Source organism: Flavobacterium sp. RNTU_13 (assembly GCF_046614455.1).
Classification (GTDB): Bacteria; Bacteroidota; Bacteroidia; order Flavobacteriales; family Flavobacteriaceae; genus Flavobacterium.
The window spans coordinates 136,795-157,920 of sequence record NZ_JBKJHB010000004.1; the positions used below are offsets into that span (position 1 = coordinate 136,795).

The 21,126-nt window shown below is 43.0% G+C and carries 13 protein-coding genes; 8 read left to right on the top strand and 5 right to left on the bottom strand.

The window, feature by feature from the left end; all coding sequences use genetic code 11:
* Window positions 1-29: 29 nt before the first annotated feature.
* Window positions 30-3,884 (bottom strand): type IX secretion system sortase PorU, encoded by a 3,855-nt coding sequence (porU, locus tag ACLI08_RS11010; protein WP_411428538.1) that lies wholly within the window; start codon window positions 3,882-3,884, stop codon window positions 30-32.
* Between the two features lie 200 nt (window positions 3,885-4,084).
* On the opposite strand from porU, the gene gldJ reads away from it, so the two are divergent.
* Window positions 4,085-5,764 (top strand): gliding motility lipoprotein GldJ, encoded by a 1,680-nt coding sequence (gene gldJ / locus ACLI08_RS11015; RefSeq protein ID WP_411428539.1) that lies wholly within the window; start codon window positions 4,085-4,087, stop codon window positions 5,762-5,764.
* A gap of 66 nt (window positions 5,765-5,830) precedes the next feature.
* The gene (locus tag ACLI08_RS11020; RefSeq protein ID WP_411428540.1) at window positions 5,831-7,114 is read left to right on the top strand and encodes a UDP-N-acetylmuramoyl-tripeptide--D-alanyl-D-alanine ligase; all 1,284 of its coding nucleotides are present in this window, start codon (window positions 5,831-5,833) and stop codon (window positions 7,112-7,114) included.
* A 23-nt stretch (window positions 7,115-7,137) separates the two neighbouring features.
* Here ACLI08_RS11020 and ACLI08_RS11025 read toward each other — a convergent pair whose 3' ends face one another.
* A complete protein-coding gene (locus ACLI08_RS11025; RefSeq protein WP_411428541.1) occupies window positions 7,138-8,166 on the bottom strand; it encodes a LacI family DNA-binding transcriptional regulator in 1,029 nt (342 codons plus the stop codon).
* Window positions 8,167-8,337: 171 nt separating this feature from the next.
* Between ACLI08_RS11025 and ACLI08_RS11030 the strand changes: the two genes are divergently transcribed.
* From ACLI08_RS11030 to ACLI08_RS11045, 4 genes are all read left to right on the top strand, one after another.
* Window positions 8,338-10,968 (top strand): TonB-dependent receptor, encoded by a 2,631-nt coding sequence (locus ACLI08_RS11030; RefSeq protein WP_411428542.1) that lies wholly within the window; start codon window positions 8,338-8,340, stop codon window positions 10,966-10,968.
* Between the two features lie 96 nt (window positions 10,969-11,064).
* On the top strand, window positions 11,065-12,426 hold the full coding sequence (locus ACLI08_RS11035; RefSeq protein WP_411428543.1) for an MFS transporter: 1,362 nt from the start codon (window positions 11,065-11,067) through the stop codon (window positions 12,424-12,426).
* A 6-nt stretch (window positions 12,427-12,432) separates the two neighbouring features.
* Window positions 12,433-13,614: a glycoside hydrolase 100 family protein gene (locus ACLI08_RS11040; RefSeq protein ID WP_411428544.1), complete on the top strand. Its 1,182-nt coding sequence runs from the start codon at window positions 12,433-12,435 to the stop codon at window positions 13,612-13,614.
* Between the two features lie 6 nt (window positions 13,615-13,620).
* Window positions 13,621-14,526 (top strand): carbohydrate kinase family protein, encoded by a 906-nt coding sequence (locus ACLI08_RS11045; RefSeq protein ID WP_411428545.1) that lies wholly within the window; start codon window positions 13,621-13,623, stop codon window positions 14,524-14,526.
* A 65-nt stretch (window positions 14,527-14,591) separates the two neighbouring features.
* On the opposite strand, the gene ACLI08_RS11050 is transcribed toward ACLI08_RS11045, so the two are convergent.
* Together ACLI08_RS11050 and ACLI08_RS11055 are read right to left on the bottom strand one after the other, a co-directional pair.
* On the bottom strand, window positions 14,592-15,365 hold the full coding sequence (locus ACLI08_RS11050; protein ID WP_411428546.1) for a class I SAM-dependent methyltransferase: 774 nt from the start codon (window positions 15,363-15,365) through the stop codon (window positions 14,592-14,594).
* A 116-nt stretch (window positions 15,366-15,481) separates the two neighbouring features.
* Window positions 15,482-16,126, bottom strand: a complete 645-nt coding sequence (locus ACLI08_RS11055; protein ID WP_411428547.1) for a TetR/AcrR family transcriptional regulator — start codon at window positions 16,124-16,126, stop codon at window positions 15,482-15,484.
* Window positions 16,127-16,729: 603 nt separating this feature from the next.
* On the opposite strand from ACLI08_RS11055, the gene ACLI08_RS11060 reads away from it, so the two are divergent.
* Together ACLI08_RS11060 and ACLI08_RS11065 are read left to right on the top strand one after the other, a co-directional pair.
* Window positions 16,730-20,125 carry a DUF2723 domain-containing protein gene (locus tag ACLI08_RS11060; protein WP_411428548.1) on the top strand — a complete coding sequence of 1,132 codons (3,396 nt, stop codon included), beginning with the start codon at window positions 16,730-16,732 and terminating at the stop codon, window positions 20,123-20,125.
* 46 nt (window positions 20,126-20,171) lie between these two features.
* Window positions 20,172-20,813 (top strand): polysaccharide deacetylase family protein, encoded by a 642-nt coding sequence (locus ACLI08_RS11065; RefSeq protein WP_411428549.1) that lies wholly within the window; start codon window positions 20,172-20,174, stop codon window positions 20,811-20,813.
* On the opposite strand, the gene ACLI08_RS11070 is transcribed toward ACLI08_RS11065, so the two are convergent.
* Complete coding sequence (locus ACLI08_RS11070; RefSeq protein WP_411428550.1) at window positions 20,810-21,106, bottom strand: thioredoxin family protein; 297 nt, start codon at window positions 21,104-21,106, stop codon at window positions 20,810-20,812. The genes ACLI08_RS11065 and ACLI08_RS11070 overlap by 4 nt on opposite strands.
* Window positions 21,107-21,126 lie beyond the last annotated feature (20 nt).

Genomic DNA, 21,126 nt, shown 5'->3' on the forward strand with positions numbered 1-21,126 from the left:
TTAATTAGGGGAAACAAATATACTATTTTTTACAGCAATACAAGTTTTTCAAACTTTTCTGCTTTTTTATTGGTTACTGTAGAGCGCACGGTAAGCTTGTAAATGTATACACCCTTACCTATTTTATCACCAAAATCATCGCGACCGTCCCATGTAATATCCCGGCTTAAAAAGCCATCGGTTACCACCTGGCGGTTTATGGTTTTTACAATTTTACCAGACACCGTAAATATCTGCACCTGAACATCCAGCGGCTCGTAAGGGCGATTATGGTTAAACCAAAACTCGGTATAACTTACAAACGGGTTAGGATAGTTAAGCACCTTATCTATCTGTATGCCATCGCTGCCGGTTACCACAAACTGAATCTCAGCTGTTACCAGGTTGTTATATACATCCCATGCCTTAAAGGTAAGGGTATGCAAACCTTTAGAAAGGTTAATAAACGGATAGCGCACCACCCCATGGGTATAATCGTTAGGGTCGGCCTCATAATAATCGTTCATTACAAACTGTTTGGTTTCATCGCCATCCAGTATCCCAATAATATCATGCCCTATACCGCTTGCCGTGTTAATGCCGTGGGCATCTGAAAGGTATGCCAGCAGCATAGGCGAATCGTTAGTAATACCTCCCGACACAAAATTTTGGTCGTTCATGTATAACGTAACAACCGGCGGTGTAGTATCGGCAGCCGCATTTTCATTTACACCCCCTACTTTTATATCAGTACTATATCCGGTACGGTCGTCTAACACACCGGTACGGGTAGCGTAAAAACTAACGCGGGCGTTATCTATAGGTGTTTTAATATCGCGTGGTACTACAAAGCTCACATCAAAATGGCCTGCCGTAGCCACTGCATTACCCCTGAAAATGGTTTCCCCAAGGGTAGAAAAAGGTATCTGCACACCCTGCCCATCGTTATTAAGCGTAATGCGCTGTACTTTTTTGTCAAAAACAGTAACCTCTACCTCGCCATTGTATCCTGCCGCTACCGCACCTGATTCATCAGTTACCGCACCGCTTAACTTTACAAACGAAAGCGCACGCAATACATCTGTAGACTGTGCTACCGGAACATCGTTTATTTTAGTAAGCACAATTTTTTGTTTCGGCACCGCCAGCTTAAGGGCAGGATCGCCAATAAACGACACCACATTAATAAACTGCGAATTAACATTGGCATTGGCTTTAGTAAGCCTCAGCGCCTCGGCCATACTGGGGTACTCATACGTGTTTTGCGGATAGTATGCACACAAGTAACCCGAAAGCCTGTTGTTTAACGTATTAGCATCGCTAACATATATGGCACGCGTTGTGGTAATCATAGCAATACCGCCACCACGTTCGTTCTTATAAATAGCCTCCCCTACCGAATTTATATATGGGTCGTCAAACTTGGTAAGCTCGCAGGTAGCCGTAATAAACAACGGATATTTATGTTGGTTGGTAAGGTTTTGCGCGTCTGAAAGCTCAAAAACACGCTCGCTGGACATACCACCTGTACCACCGTGCCCCAGGTAGTTTACCACCAGTGCACCGTTATTAATATAGCGTAGCAGCTGTGCTTTGGCCTCCGGATAACGCTGCCCACCTGCCGAAGCCTGCTGTATGTAAGAATCCATGTACACCTTACGGATGTTAATGAAGTTTTTATATTGCGCTATAGATGTGGCAATTTCCTCAAGGGTATTCACAAAGTTATCTGAACTTTTATCAAAATCGTCAGCAAGGGTAATGTACTCATTGCGCCAACGCCCCGCCGACGCCGATGAAATATACTCCTTAACCTTATTTATCATCTGCTCCCCATCGGCAACTGTGGTTACCAGCATACGGCCCACGGCAATATCAAGCCCGTAGTAGCCGGTTTCTACCACCATAGTACCTTCGCTTGCATCCATGGCACCGTAAAAATCATCGGTTACATAGGTTTGCACCAGGCTGTAATTATTAAACCCAACCCCGGTAAGGCTTATGGCCTGTATTGCAGGCACTATATTAGTGTTGTTAGGCGTGCGGTTTTTATAGTCAAACGACGCTTCGCCAAAAAGGTTTACATATTTTATTCGCTTAGCCGTAGACGACGCATTATTATAAATGTACTTTATAAAATTACGGATAGCCCCCGGATCCTGCTTGCCCGATGAAAACTCCTGGTAAATATCTTCGGTACTTGCCACCTTTACCACCAGCCCCGAATAACTGCGGTGCAACGCAGCAAGTGTTTCGGCGGTACTTACCAAAAACTTTGGTGTTACAATCAGGTAGTCCAAATCCTGGAACTGACCTTGTGCATTTTTAAGTATGGTACCTTTAAGGTTAAGGTTGGCAATGCGCGGGCTGCTTTCCTTTAGCGGCGTATAAAAATCATTTTCGGCTACCGCTATATAATTACGTACCTCTCCACCATCGGCCTTAAAGCTAAATGATGCACCCGCCTGGTTTGCCACCGCGGTTACATTATATATATCGGTAACATCCCAAACCTCTGCTATACTTGTAGCTTCAGTAAAATTATATTGTAGTATACCCAAAGACGATGAAGCCGCTTTATACGTAAACGGATACTGAATACCCGTGCCCCGAAGCCTGCGTTTATATTCTATGGTAATAAAATCAAGCCAGGCATTAGCCGATGGTACACCACCATTGTTGTAGGCAATTTTTACAGCGAAAGAATCGCCAGAAATACCCACGTTACCTATAAGCGTATTTTCATAAGCCTCCTGCAGGTCAGACAAACCTGCAAAACTGATATTACCCAAAGCACCGCCGTTAGCTGTAACCGCCATACTTGAAGATGAACTTGAAATAGCTGCCGCCCTAACCGTTACCTTAGCCTGGGCATTGGCCTCAGTATCGGGAAGGTTAAAATCAAACGTTTGCTCATTTTCTATATTAAAGGCCTCACCGTGCCATTTTCGCCCTATGTGCCCTATGTTTACCCTGTCATTTTCGTAATACTCGTACGCATCAAAAGAGCTTACCTGCTGTGCAGCGGTTCCCTCTGGCTGCACGAGTTGCTGTATACGCTTACCGCTACCTGTGCCCACGGTTACGTAATAATATGACCTATCGGCATACAGGTTATTATTAGTGCTGCTTTCGGCGTTCCAACCTCCGATGCCCTCGGCATAAAAAAGTATGTAATCACCAGAGTCAAACCTGCCGTCTTCCTCGCCTACAAAACGTATGGCATTTTCGGCAAGGTCTTCGGGGTAGGCAGTGCTATTAAGCATAGGCAGCATCCGACCGCCGTTTCCGTATATTTTAATGGTGCGTGGATCTGCGTTTACATCTACGCCAAGCGATGATAAAAACGAACGGCTTAGCTTGTACACACCTGATTTTGTTACATAAAACCTAAACCAGTTACCGGTAGCCAAAACAGAGTTATAAAGTGATGTAGCCGACGCAGCCCTCTGAGTAGCAGCTGACGCAAGCTTATATGAAAAACTGAATGACTTTATACGGCGATAGCCCTGACCCGACTTAATTACGGGCTGCAACGTAACAACACCACTAAATACACCACGTGCATTTATAGGATGTAGCGAAGGTTTTACTTCAGAAGGTAAGGACAATACATTAATATCACCCAGTTCCTGGCGCGACACATCTTCCATAACAATATTGGTTACAGTAAGCGATGTAGGGTCTACATTGCCCTGTGCCGGAAACCTTACTTCAAGCAAAAGCGAGTTAGCGCCCGGTATATACTTCATGTATTCCGGGTTAAAATGAGGCACTTTGTAAACGTTTTTGCCCGCCTGCACATCGCGAAGACCGGTCCATGAAACAGCAATTTGCTGAACTTCCTGGGCGTTTGCAGCAGCAAAACATATAAAAAACAGGATAAGTAAGTACTTTTTCATCATTGTGAAAACGCAGAGAATGGCTTTATAGTACGGCTAAAAAAAAATAATCGGTAATTGAGCTGCAATATTAGTTTAAAAGTAGCGTTAAGATAGTGAACAGTTAACATAATTTTAGATTTTTAGCAAAATTTTAAAATCTGTGTTGCAGTTTAACGGTTAATTATTATATTGCGCCACGAAATTTATTTACCTACAGAAAGATGAAAGTTAACAAAATCACGGCTTTAAACATGTTGCTCGCTGTAGCAGTGACTCTTGGCCTTACCAGCTGTAGCAAGAAAAGCTCAGGTGGTGGTAACGTGAGTTCGGCTACAGGATGGAAAATTAATGACAAGAAAGGTGGTTTCCAGCACAACTCTAAGTACAAGAAGCAGGAAGCTGCTCCGGGTCTTGTAGAGGTTGAAGGTGGAACGTTTACCATGGGTAGGGTTCAGGACGATGTTATGCACGATTGGAACAACACTCCAACTCAGCAGCACGTACAGTCTTTCTTTATGGATGAAACCGAAGTTACTAACGTAATGTACATGGAGTACCTTGACTGGCTTAAGAGGGTTTTCCCTCCTGAGGAAGAGAACTACAAAAACATTTACGTAGGTGCACTACCTGATACACTTGTATGGAGGAATGCACTGGGATATAACGAAACCATGACTAACAACTACCTGAGGCACCCTGCATTTAGCTACTACCCGGTAGTAGGTGTAAGCTGGGTACAGGCAGTAGAGTTTAGCAAATGGAGAACTGACCGTGTTAACGAAAACGTACTTGAAAAAGAAAAATACCTTAAAAAGGATGCTAAGCTAACTGAAACTAAAGCAGAAAGCACATTTAGTACAGAGTCTTACCTTGAAAGCCCTAATAAAACCTATGGCGGTAACGAAGAACTGGTACTAAAAGGCAAAGGCAACAAACTTGCCAGCAAAGAAGGTGCTAAGAACGTATACGCTCAAAGGACTTCAGGACTTATACTTCCTGAGTACAGGCTTCCTACCGAGGCTGAGTGGGAATATGCTGCTGTAGCACTTGTAGGTAACCGCGAATACAACCTTTACAGAGGTAACAAAAAATACCCTTGGAAAGGCCTTTACACCCGTAACGGTAAGCGTGCCAAAAAAGGTGACCAGCTTGCTAACTTTAAACAAGGTAAAGGTGACTACGGAGGAATTGCAGGATGGAGTGATGACAATGCTGACATTACTGCACCGGTTAAATCGTACCAGCCAAACGATTTCGGTCTGTATGACATGGCCGGTAACGTAGCTGAGTGGGTTGCCGACGTATACCGTCCTATAGTTGATGACGAAGCAAACGACTTTAACTACTACAGGGGTAACGTTTACATGAAAAACAAAATTGGTGAAGACGGACGTGCGCTACTTGTAACTCCTGAAACTATTGTTTACGATACACTTTCTAACGGACGTATACAGTACAGGAACCTACCGGGCCAGATAGCTCAGGAGCCAATCACTGAAGACGATGCTTACCTAAGACAAAACTATACAAGGGGTGACAACAGGAACTTCCGCGATGGTGATAAGCAATCAGTACTTGACTACATGAAATTCCAGTCTGAAGGTGGTAATACTACCGATGATAAAATCACTGAGAAAATGTACAACTTCCCTCACAACAAGGTTGAAGCTGATACTGCAACAGGTGGTTTAAGAAAAATTCAGGATGGTAAAAAGAGAACTACGCTAATTAATGACTACGTAAGAGTATTTAAAGGCGGTTCTTGGAGAGACAGGGCTTACTGGTTAGACCCGGCTCAAAGAAGGTACTACCCTCAGGATATGGCTACAGACTACATCGGTTTCCGTTGTGCAATGTCTAAGGTTGGTCCTAAGAGCAAAAAGAAAACAGCAAGAAACTAATCTTGTAAAACATAAAAGTTAACAAATAATGCCCTAATTTTAGGGCATTATTTTTTTTTACCCCTTATGGAAATTTCTACACTATACAGTTACTTCCTTCAATGTACCGGCGTATGCACCGATACCAGAAAAATAACAAACGGCTGCCTTTTTGTAGCCCTTAAAGGCGAAAGGTTTGATGCCAACACCTTTGCAGTACAAGCCCTGCAACAGGGCGCTAAATATGCCCTTATAGACAACCCTCAGTACCATATTGAAGGTAAAACCATATTAGTAAACGATGCGCTAACCGCGTTACAAAAACTTGCTCGCCACCACCGGCAGCAACTGGGCTTACCCGTAATAGCCCTAACCGGAAGCAACGGTAAAACTACAACCAAGGAACTCATAAACGCAGTACTTAGTACTAAATACTATACTACAGCTACGGTGGGTAACCTTAACAACCACATAGGTGTACCACTTACTTTGCTGTCTTTTACAAAAGATACCGAAATAGGCATCGTAGAAATGGGGGCTAACCATCAAAAAGAAATAGAATTTCTATGTGCGATAGCCGAGCCGAATTTTGGTTACATTACAAATTTCGGCAAAGCGCACCTGGAAGGCTTTGGCGGTGTAGAAGGGGTTATTAAAGGGAAAAGTGAGCTCTACGCCTATCTTTCAAACCATATAAAAACCGCTTTTGTAAACCTTGACGACGCCATTCAGCGCGAAAAAACGGAGCATATATCACGTTTTACATTCTCAGCAGGTAAGCATAACAGCGATGTATCGGTAGATGGTATAGAGGCTAACCCTATGGTAAAGTTGTACTACCATGACCTGCACATTCAGTCTAACCTCATCGGTATTTACAATGCCGCAAACATCGCGGCTGCCATAACCATTGGGAATTACTTTAAAGTAGAAGACACGCTTATTAAGCAGGCTATAGAAAACTACGTGCCTACAAACAACAGGTCGCAGATTATAGAGAAAAACGGGAACCATATAATACTGGACGCTTATAATGCTAACCCAAGTAGCATGGCGGCTGCAATAGCCAACTTTAGCCAACTGGAAGCAGAAAACAAAATTGCCTTTTTAGGTGATATGTTTGAGCTGGGTGCCGAAAGCGCCGAAGAGCACAAAAAAGTAATCCAGCTACTAGAACATAATCATAATATTGAAGTGTTTTTTGTAGGCAAAGACTTTTATAACCAAGCGATAGAGCAGCCCAACTTTCATTACTTTGAAAGCTTTGAGGAGCTGAAACAAGCGCTGACAGACAAGTCATTCAACGGCAATACCATACTTATAAAAGGAAGCCGTGGCATGGCCCTGGAACGTATATTAGAATTACTATAACCCATAAAAAAACCTTAGCTACGCTAAGGTTTTTTTATGGTAGACTCCCGTATTACAAGTCCGGTTTCAAGCTCTATGAGTTCGGGCACTACAGGTATGTTATGCTTACGCTGGTTAATTTCTTTTAGCAACACACGGGCTGCCTCTACCCCCATTTCATGGTCGGGCTGACGTATACTGCTCAGCTTAGGCGTAATTACCTGCGAAATAAACCAGTTGCTAAACCCTATAAGCGCCACATCTTGCGGTATGCGTATGTTGTGTTCGTTAAAATAACTGATTACCCCTACCGCAACCAGGTCGGTTATACAAAAAATACCATCCACATCCGGGTGCTCTTTATGTATGCGCTCGGCAAACGCCCTGCCCTCCTCATAGGTTACGTTACGGCAAGGATATACCAAAGAGGGATCAAACGTAAGTCCGTTCTTTTCCAACGCCTTTTTATATCCTAAAAACCGGTCTATACTGTTTTGCGGGTTTAATGGGCCACGTATATGTGCTATTTTTTTGCAGCCAATATCTATAAGATGTTGTACCGCCTGCATGGCAGCCTTTTGATCGTTAATCAACACCTTGCTGCATGGCAATAATTTCGAAATTTTATCAAACAAAACAAGTGGCATATCGCGTTTTATAATCTTGCGTATATGGTCATCGTCATTACTGTCGTTTGTAAGCGCCATAAGTATGCCATCTACGCGCTTATCCAGCAGCAAATCTACTTGTTTGCGTTCCATTTCCGGCGACTCGCCACTTTGCAGGATAATAACCAGGTAACCACTTTTTTCCGCCTCCTCTATAATACCGGTAATTACATTGCTAAAAAAATGGTGTACCACCTCCGGAATAATAAGCCCTATGGTCTTACTTTCCTTAGTGCGCAGGTTTACGGCAAAGCTGTTAGGGCTATACCCTAGCCTTTCAGCAAGCTCCCGCACCTCGCGGCGTGTTTTTTCGCTTACGTCCGGATAATCCTTTAGCGCTTTGGATACTGTGGTTGGCGCAATCCCAAGCAGTTCGGCTATTTCTTTAAGCGTGATTTCTTTCATACATTCAAATATAGTAAATATGAATTATGTCATACGAAATAAAAATCGAAATCGTTTTCGGTAGTTTCGAAATCGATTTCGATTTATTTTCTTAACTTAATTTAACAGACATACAATAATTTCGATATTGAAAAATTAACCGTTCAATAATTATTAAATATTGAAAACAACATGGATAACATTACAAAACATCTTAAAAAAGCATTCTTCTTAACACTTTTGTGTTATGGCTTTTCTTATGCCCAAAGCAGTAAGCTTTCGGGCCTTATAGCCGACGAAAACGGTATGCCGCTTGCCGGTACTACCGTATCGCTTAACGGCAAAACATCTATAAGCGATGATGCGGGTATGTATACCTTTGAGAGCCTTAAAGACGGTTCGTTTAAAATAACCGCTTCGCTACTGGGCTATAGCAACTTTACAGCTACGGTAACTGTAAGTGGCGACAGCAAATTTGACATTGTTATGAAAAGCGAGGCGAAAAGCCTTGACGAAATGGTAATAACCGGTGTGGTTACCCAGCGTTCTAAAGTAGAAAGCTCTGTTTCGGTAAGTTCTGTAAACATACAACAGATAGAACAGGCCGCACCGCGTGCCACTGCCGAAATCTTCAGGTCTATTCCGGGTGTAAAATCAGAATCTACCGGTGGCGAGGGTAACGCTAACATTACCCTAAGGGGTATTCCTATCGCATCGGGTGGTGCCAAGTTCCTGCAACTGCACGAAGACGGCCTTCCGGTAATGCAGTTTGGCGACGTGGCTTTTGGTAATGCCGATATATTTCTTCGTGCTGACCAAACCATTCGTAAAATAGAAGCCATCCGCGGCGGTTCTGCCTCTACCCTTGCCAGTAACTCACCTGCAGGTATCATCAACTTTATCAGTAAAAACGGCTCAACCGAAGGCGGTACTGTAATGCAGTCTATAGGTATGGACTACAACAACTACCGTACTGATTTTGAATACGGCACACCAATTAACGAAAGCCTTAGGTTTCACATCGGTGGATTTTGGAGGCAAGGCGAAGGCCCACGCTCAGCAGGGTATACCGGTAACGTAGGTGGGCAGATTAAGGCAAACCTTACTAAAGAATTTAAAAATGGCTACGTAAGGCTATACTTTAAACACCTTAACGATAAGGCCATTGGTTACCTGCCAATGCCGGTATATGTTACAGGCAGCAACAGCAGCCCTAAGTACCAGTCTATGGAAAACTTTGACATAAGGCATGATGCGCTGCAAAGTGCTTACCTTTTAGACAACCTTACCCTTGATGCAAACGGCAACCCTAAACGTACCAACGTACAAAATGGTATGAACCCTATAGCCACATCTGTAGGTGGTGAGCTTTCTTTTAACCTGGACAACGACTGGAAGATAGAAAACCGCTTCCGCCAAAACTACCACCGTGGTAACTTTATAGCACCATTCCCGCAGCAGGTTCAAACCGCATCGGCTTATGCTACAGAGTTTGGTGTAGATAACCTTACCTACGCTAATGGTCCTATGGTAGGCCAAAACGTAGGCGCTAACGACTATGTGGTTAAAACCGTACTGTTTGATGTTGCCATAAACAACTTCAACAACTTTACAAACGACCTTAAACTAACCAAGAAATTTGGCAACCTTGACCTTACACTTGGTTACTACAAAGCGCTGCAAAACATAGGCATGACCTGGATGTGGAACAGCTACCTTATGGAAGCTAAAGGTAACAACGCAGCACTTATCAATGCCGGCAGCAACTCGGTTAACGGTTTATATGCTTACGGTGTGCCTTTTTGGGGTAACGGCCTAAGCCGCAACTACGATACTAATTATGACATTAATGCTACCTACGCGGCTATTCAGTACAAACTTACAGACAAGTTAAACTTTGACGGTAGCATCCGTTTCGACAAATCTAAAGCAAGGGGTACCTTTGCCGGCTCACATCAGGTAGCTAATGTAGACGTTGATGGCAGCGGAACCATAGAAGGCCCTGAAGCAAGCGTAACAGTAATGGACAACGCGAACAGGAAATATGTAAACTACGATGTAGACTATGTATCGTACTCAGCCGGTCTTAACTACCTGCTAAGCGACAACCAGTCGTTATTCGGAAGATACAGCCGTGGTGGCCGTGCCAATGCCGACAGGCTACTGTTTGGCAACAACATCCTTGCAACCGGAAAAGCCGTACCGGGCCTAAGCGCAGATATGGTAAACCAGGCCGAACTCGGCTTTAAGCACAACGGCGCTAAAACCAGCCTATATGCTACAGCATTCTACGCAGGTATATCTGAACAAAACTGGGACTTTTCTACTGCTGGTATCAGGCAGATACAAAGGGAATACACAACTTATGGTCTTGAGCTTGAAGGCAGCCATCGTGTAGACCGCTTTAGCTTTAACGGTAGCGTTACCTGGACACACGCCGAAATATCTAAAGACGCCATTAATCCTACTTACGTAGGCAACAAACCAAGAAGGCAGGCCGACTTTATTTACAACGCGCTGGCATCATACAGCTTTGGCGCTGAAAAGAAACACAACTTCGGTTTCTCTGTTGTAGGTACAAGCAAGTCGTATGCTCAGGATAATAACGAGCTTGTAATGCCTGGCTATATAGTGGTAAACCCATTCATAAGCTTCTCGCTTACAAAAGGCCTTAGCCTAAGTGCCAACGTAAATAACGTATTCGATTCTATAGGTATTACCGAGGTTGAAGAAGGCAGCATTACATCAAACACTAAAAACATAGTAAGGGCACGCGCCATTAACGGACGCACCTCATCTCTTACACTGGCATATAAATTTTAATTCATAAAAAGAGGTTTGGGTTAATTGGAACAGTTTCCTGTACTATATTTAATACTACAGGAACTGTTCTTTTAAAAAAATCAATACCACGCTAGCATGAAACACAAGGTAAAACTTAGCTTTTGGCAAATATGGAATATGAACTTCGGGTTCTTTGGCATACAGTTCAGTTTTGGGCTGGAACAAAGTAACATGAGTGCCATATACAAGTACCTGGGTGCCGACGAAAAATCGCTGCCCATACTGTGGCTTGCCGGCCCTGTAACCGGGCTTATAATACAGCCCATAGTAGGTGCGCTGAGCGATGGTACATGGTCGCCACGGTTTGGCAGGCGAAAGCCGTTTTTCCTGATAGGTGCGCTTTTGGCAAGCTTTGGGTTACTGGCTATGCCTTTTTCTAACTCATTGTGGATGGCTGCCGGGCTACTCTGGATACTAGATGCGGCAAACAACATAACCATGGAGCCGTACCGCGCCTTTGTAGCCGATAAGCTGGTGCCAGAGCAGCATCCTACAGGATTTTTAATGCAAAGCTTTTTTACGGGGCTGGGCATTACACTGGCTAACTTTACCCCTGCCCTGCTGGTTTTACTGGGTATACTTTCTATTGATGACAAGCTGGATAACGGAATACCCGTATACACCTACTGGGCGTTTTTTATAGGTGCAGCGGCGGCTATTGGTTCGGTACTGTTTTCTGTAGCTACTACAAAAGAGTATCCGCCATCGGCAGAAGAACTTGCTGAAATTGAAGCCCGGAAACAGGAGGGTACATTTTTTGGCAGGATATTTAAAGACATAGCCGAAGCTTTCCGCACCATGCCAAAGCCGATGAAGCAGCTTATACCGGTTAAGTTTTTTACCTGGTATGCCATGTTCTGCTACTGGCAGTATATTACCTCTGCCCTTTCTGTTAGTATTTTCCATACATCAGACGAAACGTCTAAAGGTTTCTCCCAGGCGCAATTGCTTACCGGTAACCTTAACGGAACGTATAACATTGTATGCTTTTTGGTGGCGTTCCTACTTATTCCGCTGGCGCGAAAAATAGGTGCAAAACAAGTACACTTTATAGCCCTTACACTGGGCGGGCTTGGCCTGCTGGCACTACCATTTTTAAACAACAGCACCATACTGTTTAGTATACCTAATCCGTTTGGGCACACCGTACAGATAACATCGGTATACGCGTATTCCTTTGGGCTGGGTATTGCGTGGGCCAGTATGATGGCCATGCCGTACCAAATACTGGCAGGCAGCGTACCACCAGCAAAAATGGGCATTTACATGGGCATTTTTAATATGTTTATTGTAATACCCATGATCATCCAAATTTTGTCTGTACAGTTTTTTGTATACGATTTAGTAGGCCAAAACCCATTAAACATTATTACCCTTGCCGGGGCATTTTTAGTAACCGGCGGTATATGTGCCCTTTTTATAAAAACCGGAAAATAGAACCCTATGGAAGCACTAAACATAGCCTATGACAAATCAGTGGAACTGCTGGAAAAATGCAGCACACCACACGGCTTTGTGGCAAGCGCTGAAGATATAACAAACTACAAGCGCGTATGGACCCGAGATGGGGTTATATGTGGGCTTGCAGCACTGGCTTCGGGTAAGGGCAGCCTTATAGATACTTTTAAAAAAACACTGGAAACACTTGCTTCGGCGCAGCACCCGGCGGGGTTTATGCCTTCTAACGTGTATTATAAAAACGGTGAAGCTGTTGTAAGCTACGGCGGCCTTGCCGGCCGGGTAGATGCCGTAACCTGGTTTATTATTGGCGTATGCCAATATACCCACTACACCGGCGAGAAACTATTTTTTACCCGCCATAAAGAGGTGTTACAAAAGTGCATTAACCTGCTCGATGCGTGGGAGTTTAACGGCAAGCACCTGCTGTACGTACCGCTATCGGGTAACTGGGCAGATGAGTTTATCACAGACGGTTATGTACTGTACGACCAGCTCCTGCGCTTATGGGCACTAAGGTGTTATTACCAATTTGTACCTTCTGAAACTTTGGCAACAAAAATACAGGAGGTAAAACGACAGATAGAAATAAACTTTACCGCTACTAAAAAGGGTGAAAAATACCACGAAAAGGCATTTACCGAAGCCGCTATAGAAAACTATATGCCGTGTTCTTTTAATCCGTCAGGGTACCGAAAACAGTTTGATGCCTTTGCAAACAGCCTTGCGCTATTGCTGGATGTAGGCTCTGAGGGTTTTAAGAAAAAGATACTACGGCATGCGCGTATTACCCAAAAGGAAGTACCGCTAAACCTTATCCCGGCATTTTGGCCCCCGGTAAAAGAATGGGACAAAGAATGGGATTTACTGGTAAACAACTGCAAGTATGAGTTTAGAAATTACCCGTACGAGTTTCATAACGGCGGCAGCTGGCCTATGGTTAACGGCTTTTACGGACTGGCACTGCTAAGTATGGACGAAGCCGCAAAAGCTACCGAAACGCTGCATGCCATAAACTACGCTAACGGCCTTAAAGAGTATGGTTTTTACGAAAACTTCAACAGTAAATCAAGTGTGCCAAATGGTGTACGCTATTGTGCATGGAGTGCTGCCGGAGCTGTACTGCTGCACCGCTCGTTACACGCTGGCTTTAAACTTCTAATGTAACATATTGTGAAAAATATAGATATACTGTGCATAGGTGAAACCCTTATAGATTTTATAGGAAATGAAACCGATGCCACACTACAACAAACAACCGGGTACAAACGGCTGCTGGGGGGATCTCCCACTAATGTAGCGTTTAATGCCGCAAAACTTGGGCTACGGGCAGCAATAGTTAGCACCGTAGGTAACGACGGCCTGGGGCACTTCGCACTCCGGGAACTGGAACAGGGCGGTGTAAATACACAGTACAGCCGCACGGCAAATAGTGCCAATACCAGTATTGTAATGGTATCGCGCTCTACGGGTACACCTGATTTTATTGCCTACCGCGATGCCGATGTGCATATTGAAGATTACCAGCTTGCCGATACAGTACTGCAAAATGCGCACGTGTACCACACTACGTGTTTTGCGCTGAGCAAAAAACCGGCACAGCATACCATAGTTACCAAAGCAAAACGTGCTAAAGAACTGGGATTACAACTGAGCATAGACCTTAATTATTCTGACCGTATATGGCCCGAAAGGCAGGAAGCTATGGATATAATACAACTATATTGTTCATACAATCCGCTTATAAAAATAAGTGAAGACGACTGTTTCAGGATTTTTAACGAAGAAAAAAGCGAGGCGTTTATCTTTGACTATTTTCACTCGCACGGCGCAGATACCGTTTGCCTCACTAAAGGAAAAGACGGCGTGGTACTAAGCGACCGTAATACAGGCATTATAAAACAAGACGCGCAACGGCTGGACAACATACACGATACCACCGGTGCCGGCGATGCCTTCTGGACCGGTTTTTTATACGCCAGGCTAAAAGGCTATAATTTTACCGATACCCTTACACTGGCACAAAAAATTGCCGGCTTAAAATTACAAAACATTAAAAATTGGGAAACTATTTTATAAAAGCGGATATCCCGGAGCCTTTAAAGCCCGGGATATTTTTTTTATACTGTTGAAGAATCGGTATTTTAAATACTACTTGAAGTACGTTGTTTTAACTCCTCAAAAGAAATTAGGTTAAGGTGTTCTTTACGGTTATCACTCATTACCTGAAACTCAAAAAACGGGTTAACCGGGGCAATGCAGTTACCTACGGGTGCTTTGCGCGATAATACGCCTACCCCCCAGTCTGTATCTACACAGCACGAATTAACCGAAGGGTTAAAACGCCATTTTTGAAATGCTTTCCATGTGGTACCATTCCAAAATCCTTTTGCAGGCGTATGGTAGTAGCCATAGCGTTCGCGGGCGTGGAACTCGGTAGGCGGATTACAGTCGTGCAATACTACAAAACCATCTTCTTTAAGATAGTTTAACGCGTTTACTATGTCGCGGTCTACCTGTTCGGCAAGGTGCAGGCCGTCTATAAATATAACATCAAACTTAATGTCTTGGCTTAATATTTCGCCTTGGCGCAGTTTTGAAAAAAACGCGTCTGACGTCATTTTAAAATCCACCGGGTTTTCCTTAAACTCCACCCCGGGGTCTACACTGTACTTGGTAGCCGATTTAATATGGTTAAAGTTTTTTTCGGGATTACGCACCCCTATTTCTAAATAGGTAGTTTCATGCGGAAAAAGCGACAGGAGATAGTTAATAACATCAGTACGTATGGGCCTCTTGGCTACTTCAGCCTTATTTTTTGCCTGTACTTCTACGTAAAAAGGTTCGGTTAGTACGTCGTATCCTTTAATAAAGTATTTAAAAGGGGCTGTTGCCTCCAGTATTTGCCTAATTTTCATTGTGTGTAATAATAGCGGCGTAAATTAACAATTAATTTTTAACTCCATCCTTTACTACCGTGTTAATCTTATAAACAATATAACGCACTACACAAATTTAAAATTAAGCAAGGTGTCTACTCGGCGGAAGTTGGCTCATTATGATCTTTGTATACAAGATCAATCATTTTAACCAGCGCATTTTTTATTTCCTGTGTTCCGCCCTCTGTGGTGAGGTCTATACCACAAAATGTTTTTGCATTAACTCCCTTATACATATTAAGGTAATAAATACCCGATATTAATATGGCAGCTACCGCCCTAAACTGGCTTGAATCCTGTTTAAAGTGAGGGTCGGTAATATGAGTAAGCAATAGTTCCCCGTTACGTTCGCGTTCGTCGGCTATGGCAGTAAGGGATTCTCTTTGTTCGGCAAGCCCCCACAACAGTACCTGCTGTAGATTTTTATGGTCAGACACATAATCGTACTGGTGCGTAAGCGATTGTTTTACAAACTCGCATCCGCCGTCATTCATAGCCAGGGCGTCGCCTTTTACATTGCTCCAAAAATCAAGGGAACTCACATACTCGTCTATAAGCCCGTCTACACTGCCAAAGTAATTATAGATCATTTTTTTATCTACCCCGGCCACAGTAGCGATATTATTTATTTTTAACCCTGTATAGCCCGTTGTTTCCAAAATGGTGCCTACCGCATCTAAAAATTTCTTTTTACTGCGTTCCTTATTACGAATATCTCCTCCCGATGGCTTCCTTTTCATATCCCTTAGCAATGAGCACGCAAGTTACTAAATTTTAAAACGCCGTTAATTGAGAATGGTAATTTAGGAGAATTTTCCTTACCTTATAAAAGTTCTTATATGATGCAACAACGGACAAAACTTTTAAAAAACTTAATAAAACAAACATCTACTTACATAACCACAAACATTTGGTAAAACTTCAGCATACTTAATAAAAAAACAATGTTAAAATAAAACACTAATTAGTGTCTTAATTATTTTTTTATATCTTTGCCCTTATCCTTTCCAGGTAAAGAACTTGTAAGTTAGCACATTACTAAAACCTTTAAGGAGAAAAAAACAACAAGTCTACTGTAAAACTACAGTGTACTTAAAAAATAAAGCTGAGGGGAAGCTAAGCCAATCAATTTCGCAAATCCAACGATTCGGTATACATCCAGTGTATACCGATTTTTTTATAGATCGGCACGGTAACGAAATCAATCCTACCTGCAGTCAATCAATAAAAACAGCGTAAAAACAAACCTCATTTTTTATTAAAATAGGTATTTATACATTTCTCATTGACAAAAAAATAGTTTCTTTGCAGTTAGAATAATATCCAGGGATAATTCACCATACATGACAACATTCAATTTCAGGAAATGGGACACCATCTTAGGATGGGTAGTTTTCGCTATTGCTTTCATCACCTACACCCTTACTGTAGAACCATCATTAAGCTTTTGGGATTGCGGCGAGTACATCTCTACCGCTGCTAAACTGGAAATAGGCCACCCACCGGGAGCACCACTTTTCCAGATGGTAGGCGCATTCATGTCTATTTTCGCTTCAGGCAAAGAACACGTAGCCTTAATGGTTAACATGGTATCAGTGCTTTCCAGCGCATTTACTATACTGTTTATGTTTTGGTCTTCTACAATGGTATTGAAGACAGTAGTAGCAAAGTTCTCTGAAATTAACGACAATAACGCGAAAGCCATACTGGCATCTTCTCTTGTAGGCTCACTTGCCTACACCTTTACCGATAGCTTTTGGTTTAACGCTACCGAAGCCGAGGTGTATGCCATGGCATCGTTATTTATAGCCATACTGCTGTGGCTGGGCCTTAAGTGGGAAGAAGATATGCACAATCCACGCGGAGCCAAATGGTTATTAATCATTTCCCTGGTTATAGGTTTATCATTTGGCGTACACTTTATGGCCATACTTGCACTACCAAGCATAGGCTTTATCTACTTCTTTAAAAATTACAAAACAGTAAATATTAAAAACTTCATTGTAGCAAATGTGGTTATCATAGCCATACTATTGTTTATCTTTAAGTTTTTACTACCGTATACCATGGCACTTTTCGGGAAAACCGAAATATTTATGGTTAATTCACTTGGGCTACCGTTTAACTCGGGTACCATATTCGTATTCCTGGCATTGATAGCGGTATTTTATTTTGGGCTTAACTTTACCAAAAAGAAAGAGCTTCCGCTGTACAACACTCTTATACTGTGTATCTTGTTTATTTTTATAGGATTCAGCACCTGGATGATGCTCCCTATACGTGCCAATGCCAATGTGGTAATTAACGAAAATAAACCAAGTGATGCTGCAGAGGTACTGGCCTACTACAACCGTGAACAGTACGGAGAGCAAAAGCTTTTCTACGGCCCTATGTATACCGACACCTACAGCGGACTTGATAAGGAAAACCCTTATGAGGATGAAAAACCAAACTACCAAAGGGATTATGCCACAGGCAAATACGTAATAGTAAACGATTACAAAAACGCCAAGCAAAATACAGACGACAACCACAAAGGCTTTATGCCGCGTATGTGGAACCCGGAAAGTGCTGCTAATTATATGACCTTTACCGCACCGGCTACCTTTAGGCTGGATCCTGAACATGATTTTGCCGAAGACCTGTACCGCATGGGCGTACCGGTAGACAAAATGAGCGAGGAAGAACTGGGCCAGGCAGTTGCTGAAGCACGATCTAACATGGAGCAGATTATTGCCGATTTCAGGTCTAAATTCCACTCGGGTGCGGCCGATTATGATGATTATAACAAGTTCCTTAATGGTTATAGCAGTTTCATTATTGTAGACAAGCCTACTTTTATGCAAAACATGCAGTTTATGTTTGAATACCAGTTTGGCTATATGTACCTGCGCTACCTTATGTGGAACTTCGCCGGAAGGCAAAACGATATACAGGGCCGTTATGACGACCTTGACGGCAACTGGCTATCGGGCATAAAACCACTGGATGAAATACGTTTAGGAAGCCAGGACAACCTACCTTCAGATCAGGCAAACAACAAAGGCCGAAACGTTTATTACCTGCTGCCATTTATCCTAGCATGTATAGGTTTAGCCTACCACGCCAATAAAGACGCCAAGAGCTTCTACGTACTGCTCACCCTGTTCTTATTTACGGGTATAGCACTAAAAATATACCTTAACGAAAGGCCTTTTGAACCACGCGAAAGGGATTACGCGCTTGTAGGTTCGTTCTATGTATTCTCTATATGGCTGGGCTTTGGGGTATATGCTATTTACGACTGGATTAAGAAGTTTGTGGCGCCAAAAATAGCCATACCTGCCGTTACAGCAGCCTGCTTACTTGCTGCTCCTGTGCTTATGGCAAGCCAAAACTGGGACGACCATAACCGCTCTAACCGCTACACGGCACTTGCCATGGCTAAAGCGTACTTATCTTCTTGTGATAAAAACGCCATACTGTTTACCATAGGCGATAATGATACCTTCCCACTATGGTACGCACAGGAAATTGAAGGCTTCCGTACAGACGTACGTATTGTTAATACCAGCCTGTTTATGACCGACTGGTACATAGACCAAATGAAGCGTAAGGCCTACGACAGCGACCCTATGCCTATTAGCTTTACACACGACCAGTATAAGCCGGGTACACGCGATTATATGCTGTACGATAAAAACACTGAAAAGCGTTGGGATCTTGGAGCATTCCTTAAATTCCTGGGTAGCGATGACGACAGGCTTAAACTAAAACTTAATAACGGACATTTTGTAAACTTCTACCCTACTAACAAGGTAAGGTTTACTGTAGATAAAAACGCGGTGCTAAAAAGCAACACGGTATCGGCTGAAATTAAAGACAGTATAGTACCGTACATCGACTTTGATATTAAAGGCGATGCGCTTTACAAAAACCGCCTTATGATGCTGGATATTGTATACAACAATAACTGGAAAAGGCCTATTTACTTTACCGGAGGCAGCTTTGGCGACGACGATTACCTTTGGATGAAAGACTATCTTCAGCTGGATGGTATGGTGTACAAGCTTGTACCGGTTAAAACCGCTATACCTGAAGACGGCAGTCCGCTTGATATGGGTCGTATAGACACCAAAAAAATGTACGACATAGTAATGAAGTGGGACTGGGGTAATGGTGAAGATCCTAAAGTGTACCATGACCCTGAAACGCGCAAAAACAGCATTACGTACCGCACTAATATGGCAAGACTTATGCAGGCGTTAATAGACGAAGGCGATAAGGTAAAAGCCCGTAAGGTTATAGACCTTGCGATGACTAAAATGCCGGTAGAGCTATTTGGGTACTACACGCTGTTAGAGCCGTTTATTACAGGATATTATGAACTGGGCGACAAAGAAGCTGCACATAAGGTATTAGATACCCTGATTAAGAAATACCAGGAAAGCCTGGTGTTTTATGCCGGTGTTAGCGCACGCGACCAGATATACATCCGTAATGACATAGCTACCGACATTGAGCGCTACAGAAGCCTGCTTTGGATTGCTAAAGACATGGGCGATGAGGAGTATTACCAAAAAGAATATCCTAAGTTTAATACCCTGAACCAAAAAATAGGACGTTACAAAAGGGAAAACGAAGGTGAAGCCGCTCCTGAGGAAGACAGTATTTCTAAATACTTAAACGCCGAAGACGGAACCAAGACTAAAACTACAGACAGCGCTGTAAACAAAATAAGCAGCGGAGAAAAGAAATAAATAATTTGTAAAGGGATGCAGCTTCGGCTGCATCTTTTTTATGCCTATGAAACTGTATTGGGTAAAAACACGTTGGTTTGTTAAAAAGTTCTTCGGAGGGTTTATATGGAATGTAGCCCGAAAACGCAAAAAGGTATACCTTACCTTTGATGACGGCCCCATACCCGAAGTTACGCCATGGGTGCTGAATGTGCTACAGCAGCACGATATTAAAGCTACATTTTTTTGCATAGGCGACAACATACAAAAACACCCCGACGTTTTTCAACGTGTAATACAGGAAGGTCATGCGGTGGGCAACCACACGTTTAACCACCTTAACGGCTGGAATACTGACGACGAAACCTACCTACAAAATACCGAAAAATGCCAGCAGGCCATAATACAGCATAAACCTGAAGGTACACGGTTGTTTCGCCCGCCGTACGGCAAAATGAGCCGCAAACAGGCATCGGCTATGAGGCATAAAGGATTTAAACTAATCATGTGGGATGTTTTAAGTGCAGATTTCGACCAGACCATAACGCCGGAAGCATGCCTTAAAAATGTAATAAACAATGTAGAAAATGGCAGTATAATCATATTTCATGACAGCCTTAAGGCGCAACAAAATATGCAGTATGCACTACCACGCGTAATAGAATATTTAAAAAAGGAAAATTACAGAATAGGCCTGTTGCCGTATTAAACCTGTTCGCTTACCAGCCCTATTATAGTGTTGGCATCCAGCTCTCCGCTTTGTCTCCATACTACCTGCCCGTCTTTATAAATCATAAGCGTAGGCAAGCCTTTTATACGCAGGGCTTCGGCAAGTTCCTGGTTTTTATCTACGTCAATTTTAATAACCTTAGCCTTATCCCCCAGTGCAGCCGCCACATCTCTCATAACAGGGTGCATAGCTACAGAGGGTTCGTTCCACTCTGTATAAAAGTCTATCAGTACAGGAACAGGTGAGTTTATAAGTTCTCCGAATTTCGACATAAAACCAACGTGTTAAAATC

Excerpts from the sequence above, each read along its gene's own strand:
- porU (WP_411428538.1), bottom strand. The coding sequence starts at position 3,884 with ATGATGAAAAAGTACTTACTTATCCTGTTTTTTATATGTTTTGCTGCT.
- gldJ (WP_411428539.1), top strand. The coding sequence starts at position 4,085 with ATGAAAGTTAACAAAATCACGGCTTTAAACATGTTGCTCGCTGTAGCA.
- ACLI08_RS11020 (WP_411428540.1), top strand. The coding sequence starts at position 5,831 with ATGGAAATTTCTACACTATACAGTTACTTCCTTCAATGTACCGGCGTA.
- ACLI08_RS11025 (WP_411428541.1), bottom strand. The coding sequence starts at position 8,166 with ATGAAAGAAATCACGCTTAAAGAAATAGCCGAACTGCTTGGGATTGCG.
- ACLI08_RS11030 (WP_411428542.1), top strand. The coding sequence starts at position 8,338 with ATGGATAACATTACAAAACATCTTAAAAAAGCATTCTTCTTAACACTT.
- ACLI08_RS11035 (WP_411428543.1), top strand. The coding sequence starts at position 11,065 with ATGAAACACAAGGTAAAACTTAGCTTTTGGCAAATATGGAATATGAAC.
- ACLI08_RS11040 (WP_411428544.1), top strand. The coding sequence starts at position 12,433 with ATGGAAGCACTAAACATAGCCTATGACAAATCAGTGGAACTGCTGGAA.
- ACLI08_RS11050 (WP_411428546.1), bottom strand. The coding sequence starts at position 15,365 with ATGAAAATTAGGCAAATACTGGAGGCAACAGCCCCTTTTAAATACTTT.
- ACLI08_RS11055 (WP_411428547.1), bottom strand. The coding sequence starts at position 16,126 with ATGAAAAGGAAGCCATCGGGAGGAGATATTCGTAATAAGGAACGCAGT.
- ACLI08_RS11060 (WP_411428548.1), top strand. The coding sequence starts at position 16,730 with ATGACAACATTCAATTTCAGGAAATGGGACACCATCTTAGGATGGGTA.
- ACLI08_RS11065 (WP_411428549.1), top strand. The coding sequence starts at position 20,172 with ATGAAACTGTATTGGGTAAAAACACGTTGGTTTGTTAAAAAGTTCTTC.
- ACLI08_RS11070 (WP_411428550.1), bottom strand. The coding sequence starts at position 21,106 with ATGTCGAAATTCGGAGAACTTATAAACTCACCTGTTCCTGTACTGATA.